We start from the raw sequence: 17,581 nt of genomic DNA on the forward strand, positions 1-17,581 counted from the left end.
TGGCCAATACGGGTTGCTCGGCAGCCCGGGTCTCGCAATCGCATCCCAGGAGAGTCATGCGGCCCACTCGGTGGCGTCGGTCCACCCACGTACTCGTGGGTGTCGCGGTGCTGCTGCTCGTCACCGCGGTGGTGGCGGTGGGCGCCATGCTCACCACAGGCGGTCCCGCATCCGACGCGGCGCAGGCCGTCGACCGGCAGCCGGATCCGGCCGTCGCGGAGCCCGCTGTCTTCGGGCTCGCGCACACCGCCCCCGAGCCGAAACCCACCCTGCTCGCGGCCAGGCTGGCCCCGGTTGTCGCCGATCCGAATCTCGGACGGTTCACCGGCCGCGTCACCGACGCCGTCACCGGGACCGAGCTGTGGACCCAGGGTGCGTCGATCCCGATGCAGCCGGCCTCGACCAACAAGACACTCACCGCAGCGGCCGCGCTGCTCGCGCTCGATCGCGACGCCACGCTGAGAACCACGGTGCACACCGACGTCGACTCGCCGGGCGTGGTGATCCTCAAGGGCGGTGGTGATCCGACACTGTCGGCGGCAGGCCCCAAGACGCAGACCTGGTACCGCAACGCGGCCCGGATCGCCGACCTCGCCGATCAGGTGCGCGCGTCCGGTACCGCCGTCAGATCAGTGATGGTGGACCTGAGCGCCTACAGCGGCCCCACCATGGCGCCCGGCTGGGATCCGTTGGACATCCAGAACGGCGATATCGCCCCAATCGAGTCGGTGATGCTTGACGGTGGTCGCACCCAGCCGGTGAGCGTCGAGTCGCGACGGTCGAACACGCCTGGCCTGGACGCCGGACGGGCACTGGCCGTGGCGCTGGGCGTCAACCCGGCGAAGGTCGGTGTCGTGCCCTCGACGGTGGTTGAGGGGGACGAGATCGCCTCGGTTTCCTCGCCGCCGCTCATGGAACGGCTGCGCGACATGATGAACGCCTCGGACAACGTGATGGCCGAGAGCATTGGCCGCGAGGTCGCCGCGGCACTGGGCCGGCCGCAGAGCTTCGACGGAGCCGCCCACGCGGTGCTCGACGAGATCGGTGACGCCGGGATCGACACCACCGGGGCGGTGCTGTTCGACTCCAGCGGGCTGTCGATCGACGACAGGTTGACTGCGCAGACGCTGGATGAGGTCGTCGTCGCTGCCACCGGCGACGAGGAACACCGATTGCGTCCACTCGTCGATCTGCTGCCCATCGCCGGTGGTAGCGGCACGCTGTCCAACCGGTTCCTGGACACCGCCCCTGGCCGTGACGCCGCGGGTTTCCTGCGCGCCAAGACCGGTTCGCTGACGGGTACCAACGCGTTGGCGGGCATCGTCACCGATGCGAGCGGCAGGGTCCTGACGTTCTCCCTGATCTCGAACGAGGCCGGTCCCACCGGACGCACGTCGATCGACGCGGTGGCCGCCGCACTGCGGTCCTGCGGGTGCAGCGCATGACTTCCGCCGCAGGCCCGACGGTCGGCCGCACCGTCGACTGGAATTTCGCCGCCACGGTCGGAGGCAAGCTGGTCCGGCCCGCGCCGGCGACCACCGACTACACGCGCAGGCAGGTCATCGACGAACTGGCCGACTCCGCACGGCGGGCAGAGCTGCCGGTGCGTGAGGTCACCGGGCTCAACGAGGGCTCCGAGATCGCCGAGGCGCGCGTCATTGACCGTCGTGAATGGGTGTGCGCCGCCACCGAATCCATGCGCGTCATGACAGGTGGGGACAATGGCGAAGGCAAGTCGAGCGGCCTGCTGACGCGCCGCATCACGGGCGCCCAGACAGGCGCCGTTCTGGCATTCATCTCGTCGGGCATCCTCGGCCAGTACGACCCGTTCACGGCAAATGGCGGTGAGCTACTCCTGGTGTACCCCAACGTCATTGCCGTCGAGCGCCTGATGCGGGTGTCACCCGCGGACTTCCGGCTCTGGGTGTGCCTGCACGAGGTGACCCACCGGGTGCAGTTCCGGGCCAATCCGTGGCTGGCCGGGTACATGTCGAGCACGCTCGGGGTGCTCACCGACGAGGACGGTCAGGACCTCGGTGCGATGATCGGCCGGCTCAATGAGTTCGTGCGCGATCGCAGGAACTCGAACGGCGAAGCCACCCAACCGAATTCCGAGGGCATCGTCGGACTGCTGCGGGCCGTCCAGTCCGAACCGCAACGCGAGGCGCTCGACAAACTGCTGGTGTTGGGCACCCTTCTGGAGGGCCACGCCGACCACGTGATGGACGCCGTCGGCCCCGCCGTGGTGCCGTCGGTGGCCACCATCCGGCGCAGGTTCAACGAGCGCAGGCAACGCCGACAACCCCCGCTGCAGCGCGTGATCCGGGCGCTTCTCGGTGTGGACGCCAAGATGAGTCAGTACACCCGGGGCAAGGCCTTCGTCGACGACGTGGTGGACAAGGTGGGTATGGCCAGGTTCAACACCGTGTGGACGTCACCCGAGACCCTGCCACTGCCAAGCGAAGTCGACGAGCCGCAGCGATGGATCGAACGGGTCCTGTAGCTGCGCTGCGTCGCGCGGTGGAGGACTTCATCCGCGCGAACCCGCCTGAGGAGAACCGATGGTGCGTCGCGCTGTCCGGCGGCGCGGACTCGCTCGCCCTGACCGCCGTCGCGGCCCGGCTGCGTCCCACCACGGCGCTGATCGTCGACCACGGACTGCAGGACGGCTCGGCCGGGGTCGCCGCCACAGCGCGTGAGCAGGCGCTCGCATTGGGCTGTGTGGAGGCCCGCGTGCTGCCGGTCAGCGTCGGCTCGGCGGGTGGTCCCGAGGCCGCCGCGCGCAGCGCCCGCTACGCCGCGCTGGATGCGGCGCGCGCGGGATTGTCCGTGCTGCTCGGGCACACGCTCGACGATCAGGCCGAGACGGTGCTGCTTGGTCTGGGCCGCGGGTCGGGTCCGCGGTCCATCGCGGGGATGCGCGCACTGGATCCGCCGTGGGGCCGACCCCTGCTTGGGACGCGTCGGACCGTCACCGAGGCGGCCTGTGCGGAACTGGGGCTGTCGCCGTGGCACGACCCGCACAACACCGACCGGCGGTTCACCCGGGTGCGGCTGCGCACCGAGGTGCTGCCACTGCTCGAGGACGTGCTCGGTGGAGGTGTCGCCGAATCGCTGGCCCGCACCGCTGCCGCCCTGCGGGAGGACACCGAGACTCTCGACGCCCTCGCGCATGACGTGCTGGCCGGGTGCACGCCAGGGGCAGGCCTGGCGATCACCGACCTGATCGGGCTGCCCGCGTCGGTCCGGCGCCGGGTGATCCGTGGCTGGCTGCTGACCGGCGGCGCGACGGGCCTGACAGACAAGCAGATTCGCGGTATCGACGTCCTGGTCACCGGGTGGCGGGGACAAGGCGGCGTCGCTGTCGGATCACCGCTGCACCGCGAGCGACTCGTCGCCGTGCGGCGCGACGGAAGGCTCGAGCTGACCCGCGAACCCGTGTGAGCGGAAAGCGCTTGGTCGGTCGTATTGGTCGCAGGCGTCCCGACGTGGCACGCTGGTGCCGTGCCAGCGCATCGTGCCGCCGACCTGTATCCCGGTGACATCAAGTCGGTGCTCCTCTCCGAGGAGCAGATTCAAGCGCGGACCGCTGAGCTGGGTGACCAGATCGCATCCGTGTACCGCGACGCCATCGGGGACGACGGCCAGGACTTGCTCCTCGTCACGGTGCTCAAGGGTGCCGTCATGTTCGTCACCGACCTGTCGCGGGCGATCCCGATCCCCACGCAGCTCGAGTTCATGGCGGTGAGTTCCTACGGCTCGGCCACATCGTCATCCGGTGTGGTGCGCATCCTCAAGGACCTCGACCGCGATATCAACGGCCGTGACGTGCTGATCGTCGAGGACATCGTCGACTCCGGGCTGACGCTGTCGTGGCTGCTGCGCAACCTCGCCACCCGCGGCCCCAGGTCGCTGGCCGTGTGCACGCTACTGCGCAAGCTCGATGCCGTGCGCGCCGACGTCGACATCACCTACGTGGGCTTCGACATCCCCAATGAGTTCGTCGTCGGTTACGGGCTCGACTACGCCGAGCGCTACCGCGATCTGCCGTACATCGGCACCCTCGACCCCAAGGTGTACTCAGACTCCTGACGAAGGGCAGCGTGCGATATGGCTCGAACGGAAACCGGAGTCGAATCCGGCACGGACGTCCATACGGCACTGCGCATCTGCCCCTTCTGCGAGGCGACGTGCGGCCTGACCCTCACGATCGACACGGGCCGGGTGACATCGGCCCGCGGTGACCGTGACGACGTGTTCAGCGCCGGGTTCATCTGCCCCAAGGGTGCGAGCTTCGGAGAACTCGACGCCGACCCGGACCGTCTGACCGCACCCCTGATCCGCCGCGACGGCGCGCTCGTCGAGGTCGGCTGGGACGAGGCCTTCCAGGCGGCCGCGGACGGGCTCGGCACCGTCCTGCGCGAGCACGGCGGACAGTCGGTCGCGGTCTACATCGGCAACCCGAACGCGCACACCATCGCGGGTGCGCTCTACCTGCCGCTGATCATCAAGGGCCTCGGCACCCATCTGACGTTCTCCGCGAGCACGCTGGACCAGATGCCCAAACACGTCGCGCTTGGGCTGATGTTCGGCAATCCGCTCGCGTTCACCGTGCCCGATCTCGACCGCACCGATCACCTCGTCGTCATCGGCGCCAATCCGCTGGTGTCCAACGGAAGCCTGGCCACCGCCGCGGACTTCGGCGGGAAGCTCAAGGCGTTGCGCCGCCGCGGCGGTCGCCTCGTCGTCATCGACCCGGCCCGCACCCGAACCGCGGAGCTGGCCGACCACCACATCGCACCGCGGCCCGGAACCGACGCCGCGCTCCTGTTCGCCATCGTGCACACACTCTTCGACGAGAGCCTGGTGTCCGACGACCTGGGTGGACTCGAGCCCCATGTCGAGGGCCTCGAGGACGTCGCCGTCCTGTCGGCGGGGTTCGCGCCCGAGACGGTCGCCGCACACTGCGGTGTGCCCGCCGAGGAGATCCGCACCGTGGCGCGTGAACTGGTCGCCGCCCCGAGCGCTGCCGTGTACGGCCGGATCGGCACCTCCACCGTGGAGTTCGGCACCATCGGCAGCTGGCTCATCGACGTCATCAACATCCTGACCGGCAACCTCGACCGGGTCGGCGGGGCGATGTTCCCGCAGTCGCCCGTCGGGTCCGCGCCGCGACCGCCCAAGCCGGGCAGGGGTTTTCGCACCGGCCGGTGGCACAGCAGGGTATCCGGACATCCCGAGGTGCTCTCCGAACTGCCCGCCGCTGCGTTGGCGGAGGAACTCGAGACACCAGGTGACGGGCAGCCCACGGCGATCATCACCGTCGCGGGCAACCCCGTGCTGTCGGCGCCCGACGGTGACCGCCTGAGCCGTGCGCTCGACGCCGTCGGCTTCATGCTCAGCGTCGATCCCTACCTCAACGAGACCACCCGGCACGCCGACGTCATCCTGCCGCCACCGCCGCCGTCACGTAGCGCCCACTTCGACGTCGCGTTGAGCAACACGCCGGTGCGCAACAACGCCCGCTACTCGCCGCCGGCTGTCGACCTCGCGCCGGATCAACCCGACGAGCCGGAGATCCTGGCGCGCCTCGCGCTTGTCCTGTACGGGATGGGGCCGTTCGCCGATCCGGCGCTCGTCGACGAGCAGGTCATCGCGATGACACTGGCCAAGGAGACCTCCGACCCCGACTCGCCCGTTGCGGGCCGCGACCCCGAGGAACTGACCGCCATGCTGGCGTCGGGGCGAGGCTATGAGCGCAGGCTCGACATGATGCTGCGCCTCGGCCCCTACGGCGACTGGTTCGGCGCCAACCCGGAGGGGCTCACGCTGCAGCGGCTCAAGGATTCCCCGCACGGAATCGACCTCGGCGCGTTGCGGCCCCGGCTGACCGAGGTGCTGCGAACCCCGTCGGGCAAGGTGGAACTCGCGCCGGCGGCGCTGGTCGCCGACGTGGCGCGGCTGACGGCGTCCCTAAACCGTGGCGTGGACGATTTCGTGCTGATCGGCCGTCGCCATCTGCGGTCCAACAACAGCTGGATGCACAATGTGCCCGCGCTGGCCGGCGGCACCAACCGCTGCACGCTGCGAATGCATCCGGCTGACGCGGCAGAACTCGGCGTCACCGACTGGGCCCGCATCAAGGGTCCCGGTGGTGAACTCGAGGCCCCCGTCGAGATCACCGACACCATCCGCCGTGGCGTCGTCTCCCTGCCGCACGGGTGGGGCCACGGCCAGAGCGGGACCAGGCAGGCCGTCGCCGCGGGTCAGGCAGGGGTGAATGTCAATCAGCTCAACGACGGCACGTCGCTGGATCCGTTGTCGGGAACGTCTGTGCTGAGCGGGATTCCGGTGCAGATCGCACCGGCGGGCAGGAGCGAAGCGACCGGGGGATAGATCCGGCCTAGCGCAGCTCCCAGACCACCGTCACCGAGAAGCCGACGGTCTGCTCGCCGGGCTGTAGCGGCGCATCGGCCTGCATCGCCTCGAAACGCGGCATCGGCGTCGGCGGCGGTGTGCTGCCCGAATCGACCTCGGAGATCGAGATGACGTCGCCCAGGCTCAGACCCGACAGCTGCGAGTACTGCTGGGCGCGATCCTTGGCGTCGTTGAACGCGCGAGCGCGGGCGTCCTTCACCAGCTGGGAGTTGTCCTCGATGGAGAAGCTGACTGAATTGATGCGGGTGGCGTTGCCGCCGGTGGTCTGAATCGCGGTGATCGTCGGAGACGCGGCGTCGATACTGCGGATCTTCACCGCGATCGAATTGCTCGCCCGGTAACCGGTGATGACGGAGTTGTCCCCGTACTGCGGCGACAGGCTGACGTCTGTGGTGCTGATGTCCTTGCGGTCGATGCCCTGATTCGCGACGGCGTCGATAACCGCGGTCATGCGCTCGTTCGTCTGGTTCATCGCGGCGGTGGCATCCGATGCGGTCGACTCGATCGCGGCGTTGACCGTGACGGTGTCGGGTGCACCCTGAACCTTGCCCTCACCCACCACGGTGACCTGGCGGGGAACGGGTCCGTCGGGTCCGGAGACCGGCGATGCGGGGGAGGCGTCGCACGCCGAGAGGCCGACCACCATCAGCCCCGCCGCGGCGAGAACGAGGATCCGGGACGGCTTCTTCATCCACGCGCACAACGGCATACGGACTGGCATACCCCGCACCCTACAGATCTGATCGGTGTGCGCCGATGAACTCGAGTAAGGCCGCGTTGACCTCGTGGGGGCGCTCCTGCTGCAGCCAGTGCCCCGCGCCGGGGATCATCACCTCGCGGTAGTCGCCGGTGACGACCTCGCGCGCCCGGGCGGGCCGGTTGACCGTCAGCGCCGGATCGGCCGAGCCGCCGACGAACAGCGCGGGCACGGTGATGGTGGTCGCGGGCATCACCGCCGTCAGCTCCCAGTTGCGATCGAGGTTGCGGTACCAGTTCAGCGGGCCGGTGAATCCCGTGCGGGTGAACTCCGCGACGTAGTGGTCGAACTCGCGGCGGCCGATCCACGGTGGCAACCCGCCGGGTTCGGCAATCCGGTCGATGAACCCCAGCGGTCCCGGTGCGTGCATACGAGACGCTGCGGCCCGGTCGTCCGGATCGGTACCGCTCATGATCCGCCGCAGCGTCGTCGCCGGATCGCGGTCCATCTCGGCGTCGGCCACACCGGGTTGCTGAAAGTGGAGCATGTAGAAGAAGTGCTCGCCGAACGTCCGTCGCAGCGCCTCGGTCGGTGGGCGCTTGGGCCGGGGCACCGGTGGCATGCTCAGCCCGGCGACGGCCTTCACCCGGTCGGGGTGGACCAGCGGGAAGTGCCAGGTGAGGATGGCGCCCCAGTCATGGCCGACGACGACGGCCTGTTCGGCGTCGACGTCATCGAGCAGTCCGGCGAGATCGCCGGTCAGGGCGATGATGTCGTAGTCGGTGACGGCCTCGGGTCGTGACGAGCCGCCGTAGCCACGCTGATCGGGTGCCAGCACGTGGAATCCGGCATCGGCCAGCGCCTGCACCTGATGGCGCCAGGCGTATGCGAGGTCGGGGAAGCCGTGCACGAGGAGGACCACCGGCGCGCCGCGCTCACCGGCCTCGGTGACCCGCAGCCGCACCCCGTTGACCTCGACGTAGCGTTCGATGGGGTCGACCACGGACTCACCCAAGCACAGCAACCGAGCGCGGCCGTGGGTGGATCGGGTTGGTGGGAACCCGGCGGCGACCGTGCGACGTTGGGCAAGCGGTAGCCTTGAACAACCCAAACTGTGAGTACCGGAAGGACCGGGCCGGCGTAGCACCAGCCGGCCAAAAACAACGATGAACCGAAAGAACGTCATCCGCACCCTCAGCGCGATAGCGGTCGTGTTGCTGCTGGGGTGGTCCTTCTTCTACTTCAGCGACGACACGCGAGGGTACAAGCCCGTCGACACCTCGGTGGCGATCGCGCAGGTCAATGCCGACAACGTCAACAGCGCCCAGATCGATGACCGCGAGCAGCAGGTACGTCTCGACCTGAAGAACGGCAACGGCGACACCGAGAACAGCAACAAGATCATCTCCAAGTACCCCACGGGGTACGGGGTGCAGCTGTTCGAAGCCCTGAACGCCAAGAACGCCAAGGTCAACACCGTCGTCAACCAGGGCAGTGTGCTGGGCTCGCTGTTGATCTACCTGTTGCCGCTGCTCCTGCTGGTCGGCCTGTTCGTGATGTTCTCCCGCATGCAGTCGGGCGGACGAATGGGCTTCGGCTTCGGCAAGTCCAAGGCCAAGCAGCTGAGCAAGGACATGCCCAAGACCACGTTCGCCGACGTCGCGGGCGTCGACGAGGCGGTCGAGGAGCTCTACGAGATCAAGGACTTCCTGCAGAACCCGACGCGGTATCAGGCGCTCGGCGCCAAGATCCCCAAGGGCGTACTGCTGTACGGCCCGCCCGGTACCGGCAAGACGCTGCTGGCCCGCGCCGTCGCCGGTGAGGCCGAGGTCCCGTTCTTCACCATCTCCGGCTCGGACTTCGTCGAGATGTTCGTCGGCGTCGGGGCCTCGCGCGTTCGCGACATGTTCGAGCAGGCCAAGCAGAACAGCCCCTGCATCATCTTCGTCGACGAGATCGACGCCGTCGGCCGCCAGCGCGGCGCCGGCCTCGGCGGTGGGCACGACGAACGCGAACAGACGCTCAATCAGCTGCTGGTCGAGATGGACGGTTTCGGTGACCGCCAGGGCGTCATCCTGATCGCCGCCACCAACCGGCCCGACATCCTCGACCCGGCGCTGCTGCGGCCGGGCCGCTTCGACCGTCAGATCCCGGTGTCCAATCCCGATATCGCGGGGAGGCGCGCGGTGCTGCGCGTGCACTCGGCGGGTAAGCCGATCGCCCCCGACGCCGACCTCGACGGATTGGCCAAGCGCACCGTCGGTATGTCCGGCGCCGATCTGGCCAACGTCATCAACGAGGCCGCCCTGCTGACGGCCCGCGAGAACGGCACCGTCATCACTGGCGCCGCGCTCGAGGAGGCCGTCGACCGTGTCGTCGGCGGGCCGCGCCGCAAGGGCCGCATCATCAGCGAGCACGAGAAGAAGATCACCGCCTACCACGAGGGTGGTCACACCCTGGCGGCGTGGGCGATGCCCGATATCGAGCCGATCTACAAGGTCACGATCCTGGCCCGCGGTCGCACCGGTGGTCACGCGGTCGCTGTCCCCGAGGACGACAAGGGTCTGATGACCCGGTCAGAGATGATTGCCCGCCTGGTCTTCGCCCTGGGTGGTCGCGCGGCCGAGGAACTGGTGTTCCGGGAGCCGACGACGGGCGCGGTGTCCGATATCGAGCAGGCCACCAAGATCGCGCGCGCCATGGTCACCGAGTACGGCATGAGCGCCAAGCTGGGTGCGGTCCGCTACGGCACCGAGCACGGCGACCCGTTCCTGGGTCGCACGATGGGCACGCAGGCCGACTACAGCCACGAGGTCGCGCAGATCATCGATGACGAGGTCCGCAAGCTCATCGAGGCCGCCCACACCGAGGCGTGGGAGATCCTGTCCGAGTACCGCGACGTGCTCGACATCCTCGCCGGTGAGCTTCTCGAGAAGGAGACGCTGCACCGCGTCGAACTCGAGGCGATCTTCGGTGATGTCCAGAAGCGGCCCCGGCTCACGATGTTCGACGACTTCGGGGGCCGCGTGCCGTCGGACAAGCCGCCGATCAAGACTCCCGGTGAACTCGCCATCGAACGCGGCGAGGAGTGGCCCAAGCCCGCTCCTGAGCCGGCGTTCAAGGCGGCCATCGCGGCCGCATCTCGCGCCGCAGAGGCGGCCGGAGGGCCATACGGCCCCGGCGGCCCGAATGGCTCCGGCGGCAACGGGACCGGTGTCAACGGGCAGGGCCACGGCGGTTGGCCCAACGGCGCCCCCGCGAACGGCGCGCCCGACAATGCCGGACAAACACAGCCTGACTACGGCGCCCCCGCCGGTTGGCACGCACCAGGCTGGCCCCCTCGGCCAGGCCAGCAGGGTCACCCGGGCCAGCAGGGACAGCAGGGGCAGTGGTACCCGCCACCGCCGCCGCCGTCGGGGTGGGCGCCGCAGCCAGGAGGCCAGCCGCCGTATCCGCAGTATCAGCCGTACCCGCAGCCCGGGCCACACGTCCCGCAGGGGCGCTCACACGATCCGAACCGGACGCCGAGCCCTCCGCAAGACGAACAGGGAGACGGCCGGTCCGGCGACCAGCCCACCCCACCCCCACCGGGCTGATACGAACGGAGTGACTAGATGACGCGGTCGGAGATCGACCCGGTGCGGCGCACTGTGCCCCCGGCGTTCGACCAGGCTCGTGCCGAGGCCGCAGTCCGTGAGTTGCTCATCGCGGTCGGCGAGGATCCCGACAGGCACGGATTGATCGACACCCCTGCCAGGGTGGCGCGCGCGTACCAGGAGATGTTCGCGGGCCTCTACATCGATCCGGATCACGTGCTGGACACCACGTTCGACGAGCAGCACGACGAACTCGTACTGGTCAAGGAAATCCCGATGTACTCCACGTGCGAGCATCATCTGGTGGCGTTCCACGGGGTTGCGCACGTCGGTTACATCCCGGGCGTCGACGGGCGTGTGACAGGCCTGTCCAAGATCGCGCGGCTCGTCGACCTCTACGCGAAGCGCCCGCAGGTGCAGGAGCGACTGACCGCTCAGGTCGCGGACGGGTTGATGCGCAGGCTCAATCCGCGCGGCGTCATTGTCGTGATCGAGGCCGAGCACCTGTGCATGGCGATGCGTGGTGTTCGCAAGCCCGGCGCCATCACCACGACGTCGGCCGTCCGCGGTCAGTTCAAGGTCGACAACGCATCACGGGCCGAGGCGCTGGACCTGATTCTGCGACGGTGACACCGACACGCGCGACCCCTCATCCCGTCGCTTCGCTCGCCCCGTTGGTGATGGGAGTCGTCAACGTCACCGATGACTCCTTCTCCGACGGCGGACTCTTTCTCGACAGGCAGCGCGCCGTCGAGCACGGCTTGGCACTGGCTGCCGAGGGTGCGCAGATAATCGACGTCGGCGGTGAGTCGACCCGACCCGGCGCGGTGCGGATCGAGGCATCCGTGGAGACCGCCCGCGTGCTTCCCGTCGTCAAAGAGCTTGCCGAGCAGGGGATCACGGTCAGCATCGACACCATGCACGCCGACGTGGCACGGGCCGCGTTGGAGAACGGCGCCAGCATCGTCAACGACGTTTCCGGTGGGCGCGCCGACCCTGCCATGGCCCCGCTGCTCGCCGATGCCGGCGTGCCGTGGGTGCTGATGCACTGGCGTCCTCTGGACGCCGGTGAGCCACACCGGGTGCCCGACTACCGCGACGTGGTCACCGATGTGCGCACCGAACTCCTGGCCGCCGTCGACGCCGCCGTGGCAGCCGGTGTTGACCCCGCCAACCTGATCATCGATCCGGGTCTGGGCTTTGCGAAGTCCGCCGCCCACAACTGGGCGCTGCTGCGGGCGCTGCCGGATCTGGTCGCCACCGGAATCCCGGTCCTGGTGGGGGCGTCGCGCAAGCGGTTCCTCGGAACGCTGCTCGCCGAGCCCACGGGCCAGGTACGCCCACCGGACGGCCGGGAGACGGCCACCGCGGTGATCTCCGCGCTGGCCGCGCTGCACGGTGCCTGGGGTGTTCGAGTGCACGATGTGCGCGCGTCGGTGGACGCACTGAAGGTCCTGGGTGCCTGGCAGGGGCGAAGCGATGTGGAGGGTGTCGGCGACCATGGCTGATCGAATTGAGCTGCGCGGCTTGACCGTTCGAGGAAACCACGGTGTGTTCGATCACGAGCGGGTCGAGGGCCAGGACTTCGTCGTGGATCTGACGGTGTGGGTCGACCTCGCCGCCGCGGCCGCCAGTGATGACCTGGCAGACACCCTCGACTACGGATCGTTGGCGCAGCGCGCGGCGGACATCATTGCCGGACCGCCGCGAAACCTGATCGAGACGGTCGCCGCCGAGATCGCCGAGGACGTCATGGTCGATGCACGAGTGCACGCCGTTGAGGTGGTGGTGCACAAGCCGCACGCACCGATCCCGTTGTCGTTCACCGATGTTGCCGTTGTGGCTCGCAGGTCCAGGCGCTCCGGCAGGGGTGGCCCCGAGTGACTCGAGTCGTGTTGTCCATCGGATCGAACCTCGGCGATCGCCTGGCCCGGCTGCAATCAGTGGTGGACGGTCTGGGTGCCGCGGTGCGGGCCGTGTCCCCGGTCTATGAGACGGCAGCGTGGGGTGGTGTCGAACAGGGGCCCTTCCTCAACGCCGTGGTGATCGCCGACGATCCCGCGTTGGACGCACGGGCGTGGCTGCGGCGAGGCCAGGAACTCGAGCGCGCTGCCGACCGCGTCCGCGAGGTGCATTGGGGCCCGCGCACACTCGACGTCGACATCGTCACGTGTCATGACGGCTCGGCCGAGGTGACGTCAGACGACGAGGAACTCACCCTGCCGCATCCGCTGGCACATCAGCGGGCCTTCGTCCTGGCCCCCTGGCTGGCAGTGGATCCGTCGGCCACTTTGACCGTGGCCGGTGAGACGGCACCCGTCGCAGCACTGCTCGACGCCATCGACGCCGACGAGCGGGCGGGCGTGCACCAAGTCGATCTGGCGTTGGCACTCTGATGGGACCGACCCGCAAGCGTGACCTGACGGTGGCGACCCTGATCGCGGCCGTCGCCGGCTACATCCTGGTGATCGGCCTGTACCGCTGGTTCCCGCCGCTGACGGTGTGGACGGGGCTGTCGCTCCTCCTGGTCGGGGCCGCCGAGGCCGGGTGGGGGTTCTACATCCGGTCGAAGATCGGCGCCGGTGAGATCGGGCCAGGACGCGGGCGGGTGCACCCGTTGGCCGTGGCGCGCGCGGTCACCATCGCGAAGGCGTCGGCATGGATGGGGGCGGTGGTACTCGGCTGGTGGATCGGCGTCATCGTGTATCTGCTCCCGCGTCGAGACGTGATCAGGGTGGCGGGCGAGGACACCGCGGGTGCCGTCGTCGCGGCGTTGAGCGCGCTGGCTCTGGTGATCGGGGCGCTCTGGCTACAGCATTGCTGCAAGTCTCCGCAGGATCACTCCGAGGACCCGGATGGCGTTCCGGAGTAGCCGATCTGCGAGGTCGGTGCGCCGAATCGCCGAACTGGTCGACACGCGATGTGAGCTGTGACCGGTACAGTCGGCCCATGACCGATCCGACTCGTGGGACGCGCTCTCGGCGCGCCACCCGGAGGCCGGGTTGGGCGCTTATGACGACGTTGCTGGTGCTCGCCATTCTGGCCAGTTCTGCGCTGGTGTTCACCAATCGCGTTGAGCTGCTGAAGCTTGCCGTGATCGTCGCACTGTGGGCCGCGGTGGTCGCGGCGTTCGTGTCCTTCATCTACCGCAGGCAGGCCGACGTCGACTCCGCCAGGGCCCGTGACCTCAAGCTCGTCTACGACTTGCAGCTCGACCGCGAGATCTCGGCGCGCCGCGAGTACGAACTGTCCGTCGAGTCCGCAGTGCGACGTGAGCTGGCCTCCGAGATGCAATCGCAGGCCGCCGACGAGGTGGCCAGCCTGCGCGCGGAACTCGCGGCACTGCGTGCGAACCTCGAGATCCTCTTCGACACCGATCTGGCGCACCGTCCCGCGCTGGAGACCGAGCGCAGCAGCGTGCACGGGTTCGCCGACTGGGATGGCGCCGATGGCGCATCGGATCGCGAGCGCTTCGCGCCGGGCCGCGTCATAAGCAGCCGTATCGACACCGAGGATGCTGACGCGACCGACCCCAACACCGAGGAGAGCCCGATCATCGACGTCCCTGTCGAGCCACCGCCGGCGGAACCCGACTGGGCAGTGCAGCCGGCCGCCGGTGCGCATCGACGGCCGTCCGAGGTCGACCCGGCATCGCGCTGGCAAGCCCCGGCACCTGTGACGCCGCCACCGCCGCCGGTGACGCCGGTAACGCCGACGCCGCCGCCGGTGCCGCCACCACCGCCACCGCAGCCGACGTGGACACCCGAGCCGGCGCCCGCCCCGGCGGCGTCCGGAGCTGCGCGTCCGTGGCTGCCCTCGCAGCCTCCGGTGTCCGCACCACCGACGACCCCGCCTGCCTCGGTGCTGCCACCGCCGCCGCCACCGCCGCCACCCGTGCAGCAGCCCGCGGCGCGTTCGCCGTGGCAGGAACCCGAGCGTCCCGGTCGACACACCTCGGATCCCGAACCCGCAGTCACATCGACCGGGTGGCGGCCCGTACCGGCCGAGGGCGAGTTCATCCCCGCAGGCACCCCGGGCAGCAACTGGGTCGCCCCGACGGTGGACAACGGGGCCGAACTCCCATCACCTCCCGCCGTACCCCTGGTGCCTCCGGCCGTGACGTCGCCTCCGTCCGTGACACCGCCTCCCGCCATGGCACCGCCTTCGACCGAGCCCGGGGCCGGCGGCAGGCACTGGACACCTCAGGACCCGGCGGCCTCGGAGCCGGCGCGTCGCGCACGGCACTCATCTCCCGGGCAGGATCCGGGCCGGCCGTCGCCGCCCACCCTCGCGACCGCTGCGCCGCCGACGCCTCGCGAGCCCGAGAAGCCGCGCCCGTCGCGGCACCGCGGCCCGGAAGAACCCCAGGAACGCGAGGAGCCCAGCGAACCGGAAGGGCAGCACAGCGGTGGCCTGCCGGCATCGGAGTTGCTGGCACGGCTGCAGGGAAGCTCGACGGGAGGCGGCAGGCGCCGTCGTCGCGAGGAGTGAGCTAGTCTCTTGGCGTCCGTCCGGTACCCGTGGAGCGGGACTGGAACGAGTTAACTCATGACGTCAGCGAGGTCGTCGCAGTGGGGACCCCCAACGCATTCCGCCCGGCCCGTCTCGCGGTGGGCATCATCTCCGCAGGTCGGGTCGGTACGGCCCTCGGGGTAGCGCTCGAACGGGCCGAGCACGTCGTGGCGGCCTGCAGCGCCATCTCGAGTGCCTCACTGCGGCGCGCCGAGCAGCGACTGCCCGATTCTCCTGTGCTACCCGTGGACGAGGTTGCGCGCCGCGCGGAGTTGTTGCTGCTGGCGGTCCCCGACGCCGAACTGGCGGGCCTGGTGTCGGGCCTGGCGGCCACCGGCTCGGTCCGACCGGGCACCATCGTCGTCCACACCTCGGGAGCCAACGGCGTCACGCTGCTGAACCCCCTCACCGAACAGGGCTGCATCCCGCTGGCGATCCACCCGGCGATGACCTTCACCGGAGCCGACGAGGACATCGCCCGGCTATCGGAGTCCTGCTTCGGGATCACCGCGGCCGACGAGGTCGGCTACGCCATCGCGCAGTCCCTGGTCCTCGAGATCGGCGGTGAGCCGTTCCGAGTGCGTGAGAACGCCCGAACGCTGTACCACGCAGCGCTTGCACATGCGGGCAATCACGTCAGCACCGTGGTGCTCGACGCCGTCGAGGCACTTCGCGTCGCGCTCCGGGGGCAGGAGTTGCTGGGGCAGGAACTCGTCGGTGACGGCCCGGGCGGGCTCGCCGAGCGGGTCATCGCCCCACTGGCTCGGGCATCGCTCGACAACGCGTTGCGCCGCGGCCAGAGTGCGCTGACGGGCCCCGTGGCCCGCGGTGACGCATCGGCGGTGCGCGCGCACCTGCTGGCCTTCGCCGAAGCCGATCCCGAACTCGGGCAGGCATACCGGGCGAACTCGCTGCGGACCGCGCAGCGGGCGCACGCCTCCGAAGACGTATTCGCCGTATTGACCGCCGATCCCGGGGAGAAGTCCTGAGTACTCGCAAACCGCCCAAGTTCAACCCGGGCGAACTCAACGTCTACTCGCGACCGAGCGAGATGGCCGATGTCTCGCGTGCCCTGCGCGCGACCGGTCGCCGCATCATGCTGGTGCCCACGATGGGCGCGCTGCACGACGGACACCTCTCTCTGGTGCGTGCCGCCAAGCGGGTGCCGGGCTCCGTCGTCGTGGTGTCGATCTTCGTGAACCCCTTGCAGTTTGGCGCCGGTGAGGACCTCGACGCCTATCCGCAGCCGCTGGACGCCGACCTCGCGCTGTTGCGGGCAGAGGGCGTCGAGATCGCCTTCACGCCGACGGCCGCCGACATGTATCCGGCGGGCCAACGCACCACGGTCCTGCCAGGTCCGCTGGGCGCCGAACTTGAGGGCGATTCGCGGCCAACGCATTTCGCGGGCATGCTGACCGTCGTTCTCAAGCTGCTGCAGATCGCGCGACCGGACCGGGCGTTCTTCGGTGAGAAGGACTACCAGCAGCTGGTGCTGGTCCGACAGATGGCCGACGATTTCAATCTCGACGTGCGGATCGTCGCGGTGCCCATCGTGCGGGAACCCGATGGCCTCGCGATGTCCTCGCGCAACGCCTATCTCGACGACGTGCAACGCGAACACGCGGGTGCGTTGTCCGCGGCGCTGATGGCAGGTATGTACGCCGCGTCGCGCGGTGTGGACGCCGCACTGGATGCGGCGCGGGCCGTCCTCGACGAGGTACCGGCCATCGACGTCGAGTACATCGAGATCCGCGACACCTGGTTGGGGCCACCACCCGCCGAGGGGGTTGCCCGACTGCTGGTGGCGGGCAGGCTCGGGCGAACGCGGCTGCTGGACAACATCGCGATCGACATCGGCGCATCCGCCGGCATCGACGGGCACTCCCGGGTCGAGTCGGATGGGAACCACGAATTGCCCTGGAGGAATTGATGTTCCGCACAATGCTGAAGTCGAAGATTCACCGGGCCACGGTGACGCAGGCGGACCTGCACTACGTCGGATCGGTGACCATCGACGAGGATCTGATGGACGCTGCCGACCTGCTCGAGGGCGAGCAGGTGACCATCGTCGACATCGACAATGGCAACCGCTTGGTGACCTATGCCATCACCGGTGAACGCGGCAGCGGCGTCATCGGGATCAACGGTGCGGCGGCCCACCTGATTCACCCGGGCGATCTGGTGATCCTGATCGCCTACGCCACGCTGGCGGATGCCGAGGCTCGGTCGTATGAGCCCCGGATCGTCTTCGTCGACGGACAGAACCGCCAGCTCGACCTCGGTGTCGATCCCGCCCACGTGCCGGCCAACGCCGCCGGCCTGATGTCCCCGCGGTAGA

17 protein-coding genes are annotated in these 17,581 nt (G+C 69.3%); 15 read left to right on the forward strand and 2 right to left on the reverse strand.

Annotated features, from left to right (window positions below):
- Positions 1-56 precede the first annotated feature (56 nt).
- The 5 genes from dacB to ABIA65_RS06510 are packed head-to-tail and all read left to right on the forward strand — an operon-like array spanning position 57 to position 6,396.
- Entirely contained in the window at positions 57-1,445 is a 1,389-nt protein-coding gene (gene dacB, locus ABIA65_RS06490) for a D-alanyl-D-alanine carboxypeptidase/D-alanyl-D-alanine endopeptidase (RefSeq protein WP_354522984.1), read from the forward strand.
- Complete coding sequence (locus ABIA65_RS06495; RefSeq protein WP_354522985.1) at positions 1,442-2,503, forward strand: Rv3626c family coenzyme F420 biosynthesis-associated protein; 1,062 nt, start codon at positions 1,442-1,444, stop codon at positions 2,501-2,503. Before dacB ends, ABIA65_RS06495 begins: the two co-directional genes overlap by 4 nt.
- Positions 2,482-3,444 carry a tRNA lysidine(34) synthetase TilS gene (tilS, locus tag ABIA65_RS06500; RefSeq protein WP_241402811.1) on the forward strand — a complete coding sequence of 321 codons (963 nt, stop codon included), beginning with the start codon at positions 2,482-2,484 and terminating at the stop codon, positions 3,442-3,444. The genes ABIA65_RS06495 and tilS overlap by 22 nt, the downstream gene beginning before the upstream one ends.
- Positions 3,445-3,504: 60 nt before the next feature.
- Positions 3,505-4,092 (forward strand): hypoxanthine phosphoribosyltransferase, encoded by a 588-nt coding sequence (gene hpt, locus ABIA65_RS06505; protein WP_241402812.1) that lies wholly within the window; start codon positions 3,505-3,507, stop codon positions 4,090-4,092.
- An 18-nt stretch (positions 4,093-4,110) separates the two neighbouring features.
- The gene (locus ABIA65_RS06510; RefSeq protein ID WP_354522986.1) at positions 4,111-6,396 is read left to right on the forward strand and encodes a molybdopterin-dependent oxidoreductase; all 2,286 of its coding nucleotides are present in this window, start codon (positions 4,111-4,113) and stop codon (positions 6,394-6,396) included.
- Positions 6,397-6,403: 7 nt separating this feature from the next.
- Here the strand turns inward: ABIA65_RS06510 and ABIA65_RS06515 are convergent, their stop codons facing one another.
- Together ABIA65_RS06515 and ABIA65_RS06520 are read right to left on the reverse strand one after the other, a co-directional pair.
- Positions 6,404-7,147, reverse strand: a complete 744-nt coding sequence (locus tag ABIA65_RS06515; protein WP_354523109.1) for an SIMPL domain-containing protein — start codon at positions 7,145-7,147, stop codon at positions 6,404-6,406.
- Positions 7,148-7,169: 22 nt separating this feature from the next.
- Entirely contained in the window at positions 7,170-8,138 is a 969-nt protein-coding gene (locus ABIA65_RS06520) for an alpha/beta fold hydrolase (RefSeq protein ID WP_354522987.1), read from the reverse strand.
- Between the two features lie 163 nt (positions 8,139-8,301).
- Here ABIA65_RS06520 and ftsH point away from each other — a divergent pair, with 163 nt between their 5' ends.
- From ftsH to panD, 10 genes are all read left to right on the forward strand, one after another.
- Positions 8,302-10,731, forward strand: coding sequence for an ATP-dependent zinc metalloprotease FtsH (gene ftsH / locus ABIA65_RS06525; RefSeq protein ID WP_354522988.1), 2,430 nt, complete (start codon positions 8,302-8,304; stop codon positions 10,729-10,731).
- 18 nt (positions 10,732-10,749) lie between these two features.
- Positions 10,750-11,361: a GTP cyclohydrolase I FolE gene (folE, locus tag ABIA65_RS06530; RefSeq protein ID WP_241402816.1), complete on the forward strand. Its 612-nt coding sequence runs from the start codon at positions 10,750-10,752 to the stop codon at positions 11,359-11,361.
- A gap of 50 nt (positions 11,362-11,411) precedes the next feature.
- Positions 11,412-12,239: a dihydropteroate synthase gene (folP, locus tag ABIA65_RS06535; RefSeq protein ID WP_354523111.1), complete on the forward strand. Its 828-nt coding sequence runs from the start codon at positions 11,412-11,414 to the stop codon at positions 12,237-12,239.
- Entirely contained in the window at positions 12,232-12,615 is a 384-nt protein-coding gene (folB, locus tag ABIA65_RS06540) for a dihydroneopterin aldolase (protein ID WP_241402817.1), read from the forward strand. The genes folP and folB overlap by 8 nt, the downstream gene beginning before the upstream one ends.
- Complete coding sequence (folK, locus tag ABIA65_RS06545; protein ID WP_354522989.1) at positions 12,612-13,127, forward strand: 2-amino-4-hydroxy-6-hydroxymethyldihydropteridine diphosphokinase; 516 nt, start codon at positions 12,612-12,614, stop codon at positions 13,125-13,127. The genes folB and folK overlap by 4 nt, the downstream gene beginning before the upstream one ends.
- Complete coding sequence (locus ABIA65_RS06550; protein ID WP_241402819.1) at positions 13,127-13,603, forward strand: DUF3180 domain-containing protein; 477 nt, start codon at positions 13,127-13,129, stop codon at positions 13,601-13,603. The genes folK and ABIA65_RS06550 overlap by 1 nt, the downstream gene beginning before the upstream one ends.
- Before the next feature lie 77 nt (positions 13,604-13,680).
- Positions 13,681-15,222, forward strand: a complete 1,542-nt coding sequence (locus ABIA65_RS06555; RefSeq protein ID WP_354522990.1) for a DUF6779 domain-containing protein — start codon at positions 13,681-13,683, stop codon at positions 15,220-15,222.
- 80 nt (positions 15,223-15,302) lie between these two features.
- On the forward strand, positions 15,303-16,232 hold the full coding sequence (locus ABIA65_RS06560; RefSeq protein WP_241402821.1) for a Rossmann-like and DUF2520 domain-containing protein: 930 nt from the start codon (positions 15,303-15,305) through the stop codon (positions 16,230-16,232).
- On the forward strand, positions 16,229-17,173 hold the full coding sequence (gene panC / locus ABIA65_RS06565) for a pantoate--beta-alanine ligase (RefSeq protein ID WP_354523112.1): 945 nt from the start codon (positions 16,229-16,231) through the stop codon (positions 17,171-17,173). The genes ABIA65_RS06560 and panC overlap by 4 nt, the downstream gene beginning before the upstream one ends.
- Entirely contained in the window at positions 17,173-17,580 is a 408-nt protein-coding gene (panD, locus tag ABIA65_RS06570; protein WP_241402822.1) for an aspartate 1-decarboxylase, read from the forward strand. The genes panC and panD overlap by 1 nt, the downstream gene beginning before the upstream one ends.
- Position 17,581 lies beyond the last annotated feature (1 nt).

It is taken from the genome of Mycolicibacterium sp. 624, assembly GCF_040548615.1.
GTDB lineage: Bacteria > Actinomycetota > Actinomycetes > Mycobacteriales > Mycobacteriaceae > Mycobacterium.

What these genes read in the sequence shown, in the direction of transcription:
- ABIA65_RS06555 (WP_354522990.1), top strand. Translation starts at nt 13,681, where the DNA reads ATGACCGATCCGACTCGTGGGACGCGCTCTCGGCGCGCCACCCGGAGG.
- folE (WP_241402816.1), top strand. Translation starts at nt 10,750, where the DNA reads ATGACGCGGTCGGAGATCGACCCGGTGCGGCGCACTGTGCCCCCGGCG.
- ABIA65_RS06515 (WP_354523109.1), bottom strand. Translation starts at nt 7,147, where the DNA reads ATGCCGTTGTGCGCGTGGATGAAGAAGCCGTCCCGGATCCTCGTTCTC.
- panD (WP_241402822.1), top strand. Translation starts at nt 17,173, where the DNA reads ATGTTCCGCACAATGCTGAAGTCGAAGATTCACCGGGCCACGGTGACG.
- ftsH (WP_354522988.1), top strand. Translation starts at nt 8,302, where the DNA reads ATGAACCGAAAGAACGTCATCCGCACCCTCAGCGCGATAGCGGTCGTG.
- ABIA65_RS06495 (WP_354522985.1), top strand. Translation starts at nt 1,442, where the DNA reads ATGACTTCCGCCGCAGGCCCGACGGTCGGCCGCACCGTCGACTGGAAT.
- dacB (WP_354522984.1), top strand. Translation starts at nt 57, where the DNA reads ATGCGGCCCACTCGGTGGCGTCGGTCCACCCACGTACTCGTGGGTGTC.
- folP (WP_354523111.1), top strand. Translation starts at nt 11,412, where the DNA reads ATGGGAGTCGTCAACGTCACCGATGACTCCTTCTCCGACGGCGGACTC.
- tilS (WP_241402811.1), top strand. Translation starts at nt 2,482, where the DNA reads ATGGATCGAACGGGTCCTGTAGCTGCGCTGCGTCGCGCGGTGGAGGAC.
- ABIA65_RS06550 (WP_241402819.1), top strand. Translation starts at nt 13,127, where the DNA reads ATGGGACCGACCCGCAAGCGTGACCTGACGGTGGCGACCCTGATCGCG.
- ABIA65_RS06510 (WP_354522986.1), top strand. Translation starts at nt 4,111, where the DNA reads ATGGCTCGAACGGAAACCGGAGTCGAATCCGGCACGGACGTCCATACG.
- folB (WP_241402817.1), top strand. Translation starts at nt 12,232, where the DNA reads ATGGCTGATCGAATTGAGCTGCGCGGCTTGACCGTTCGAGGAAACCAC.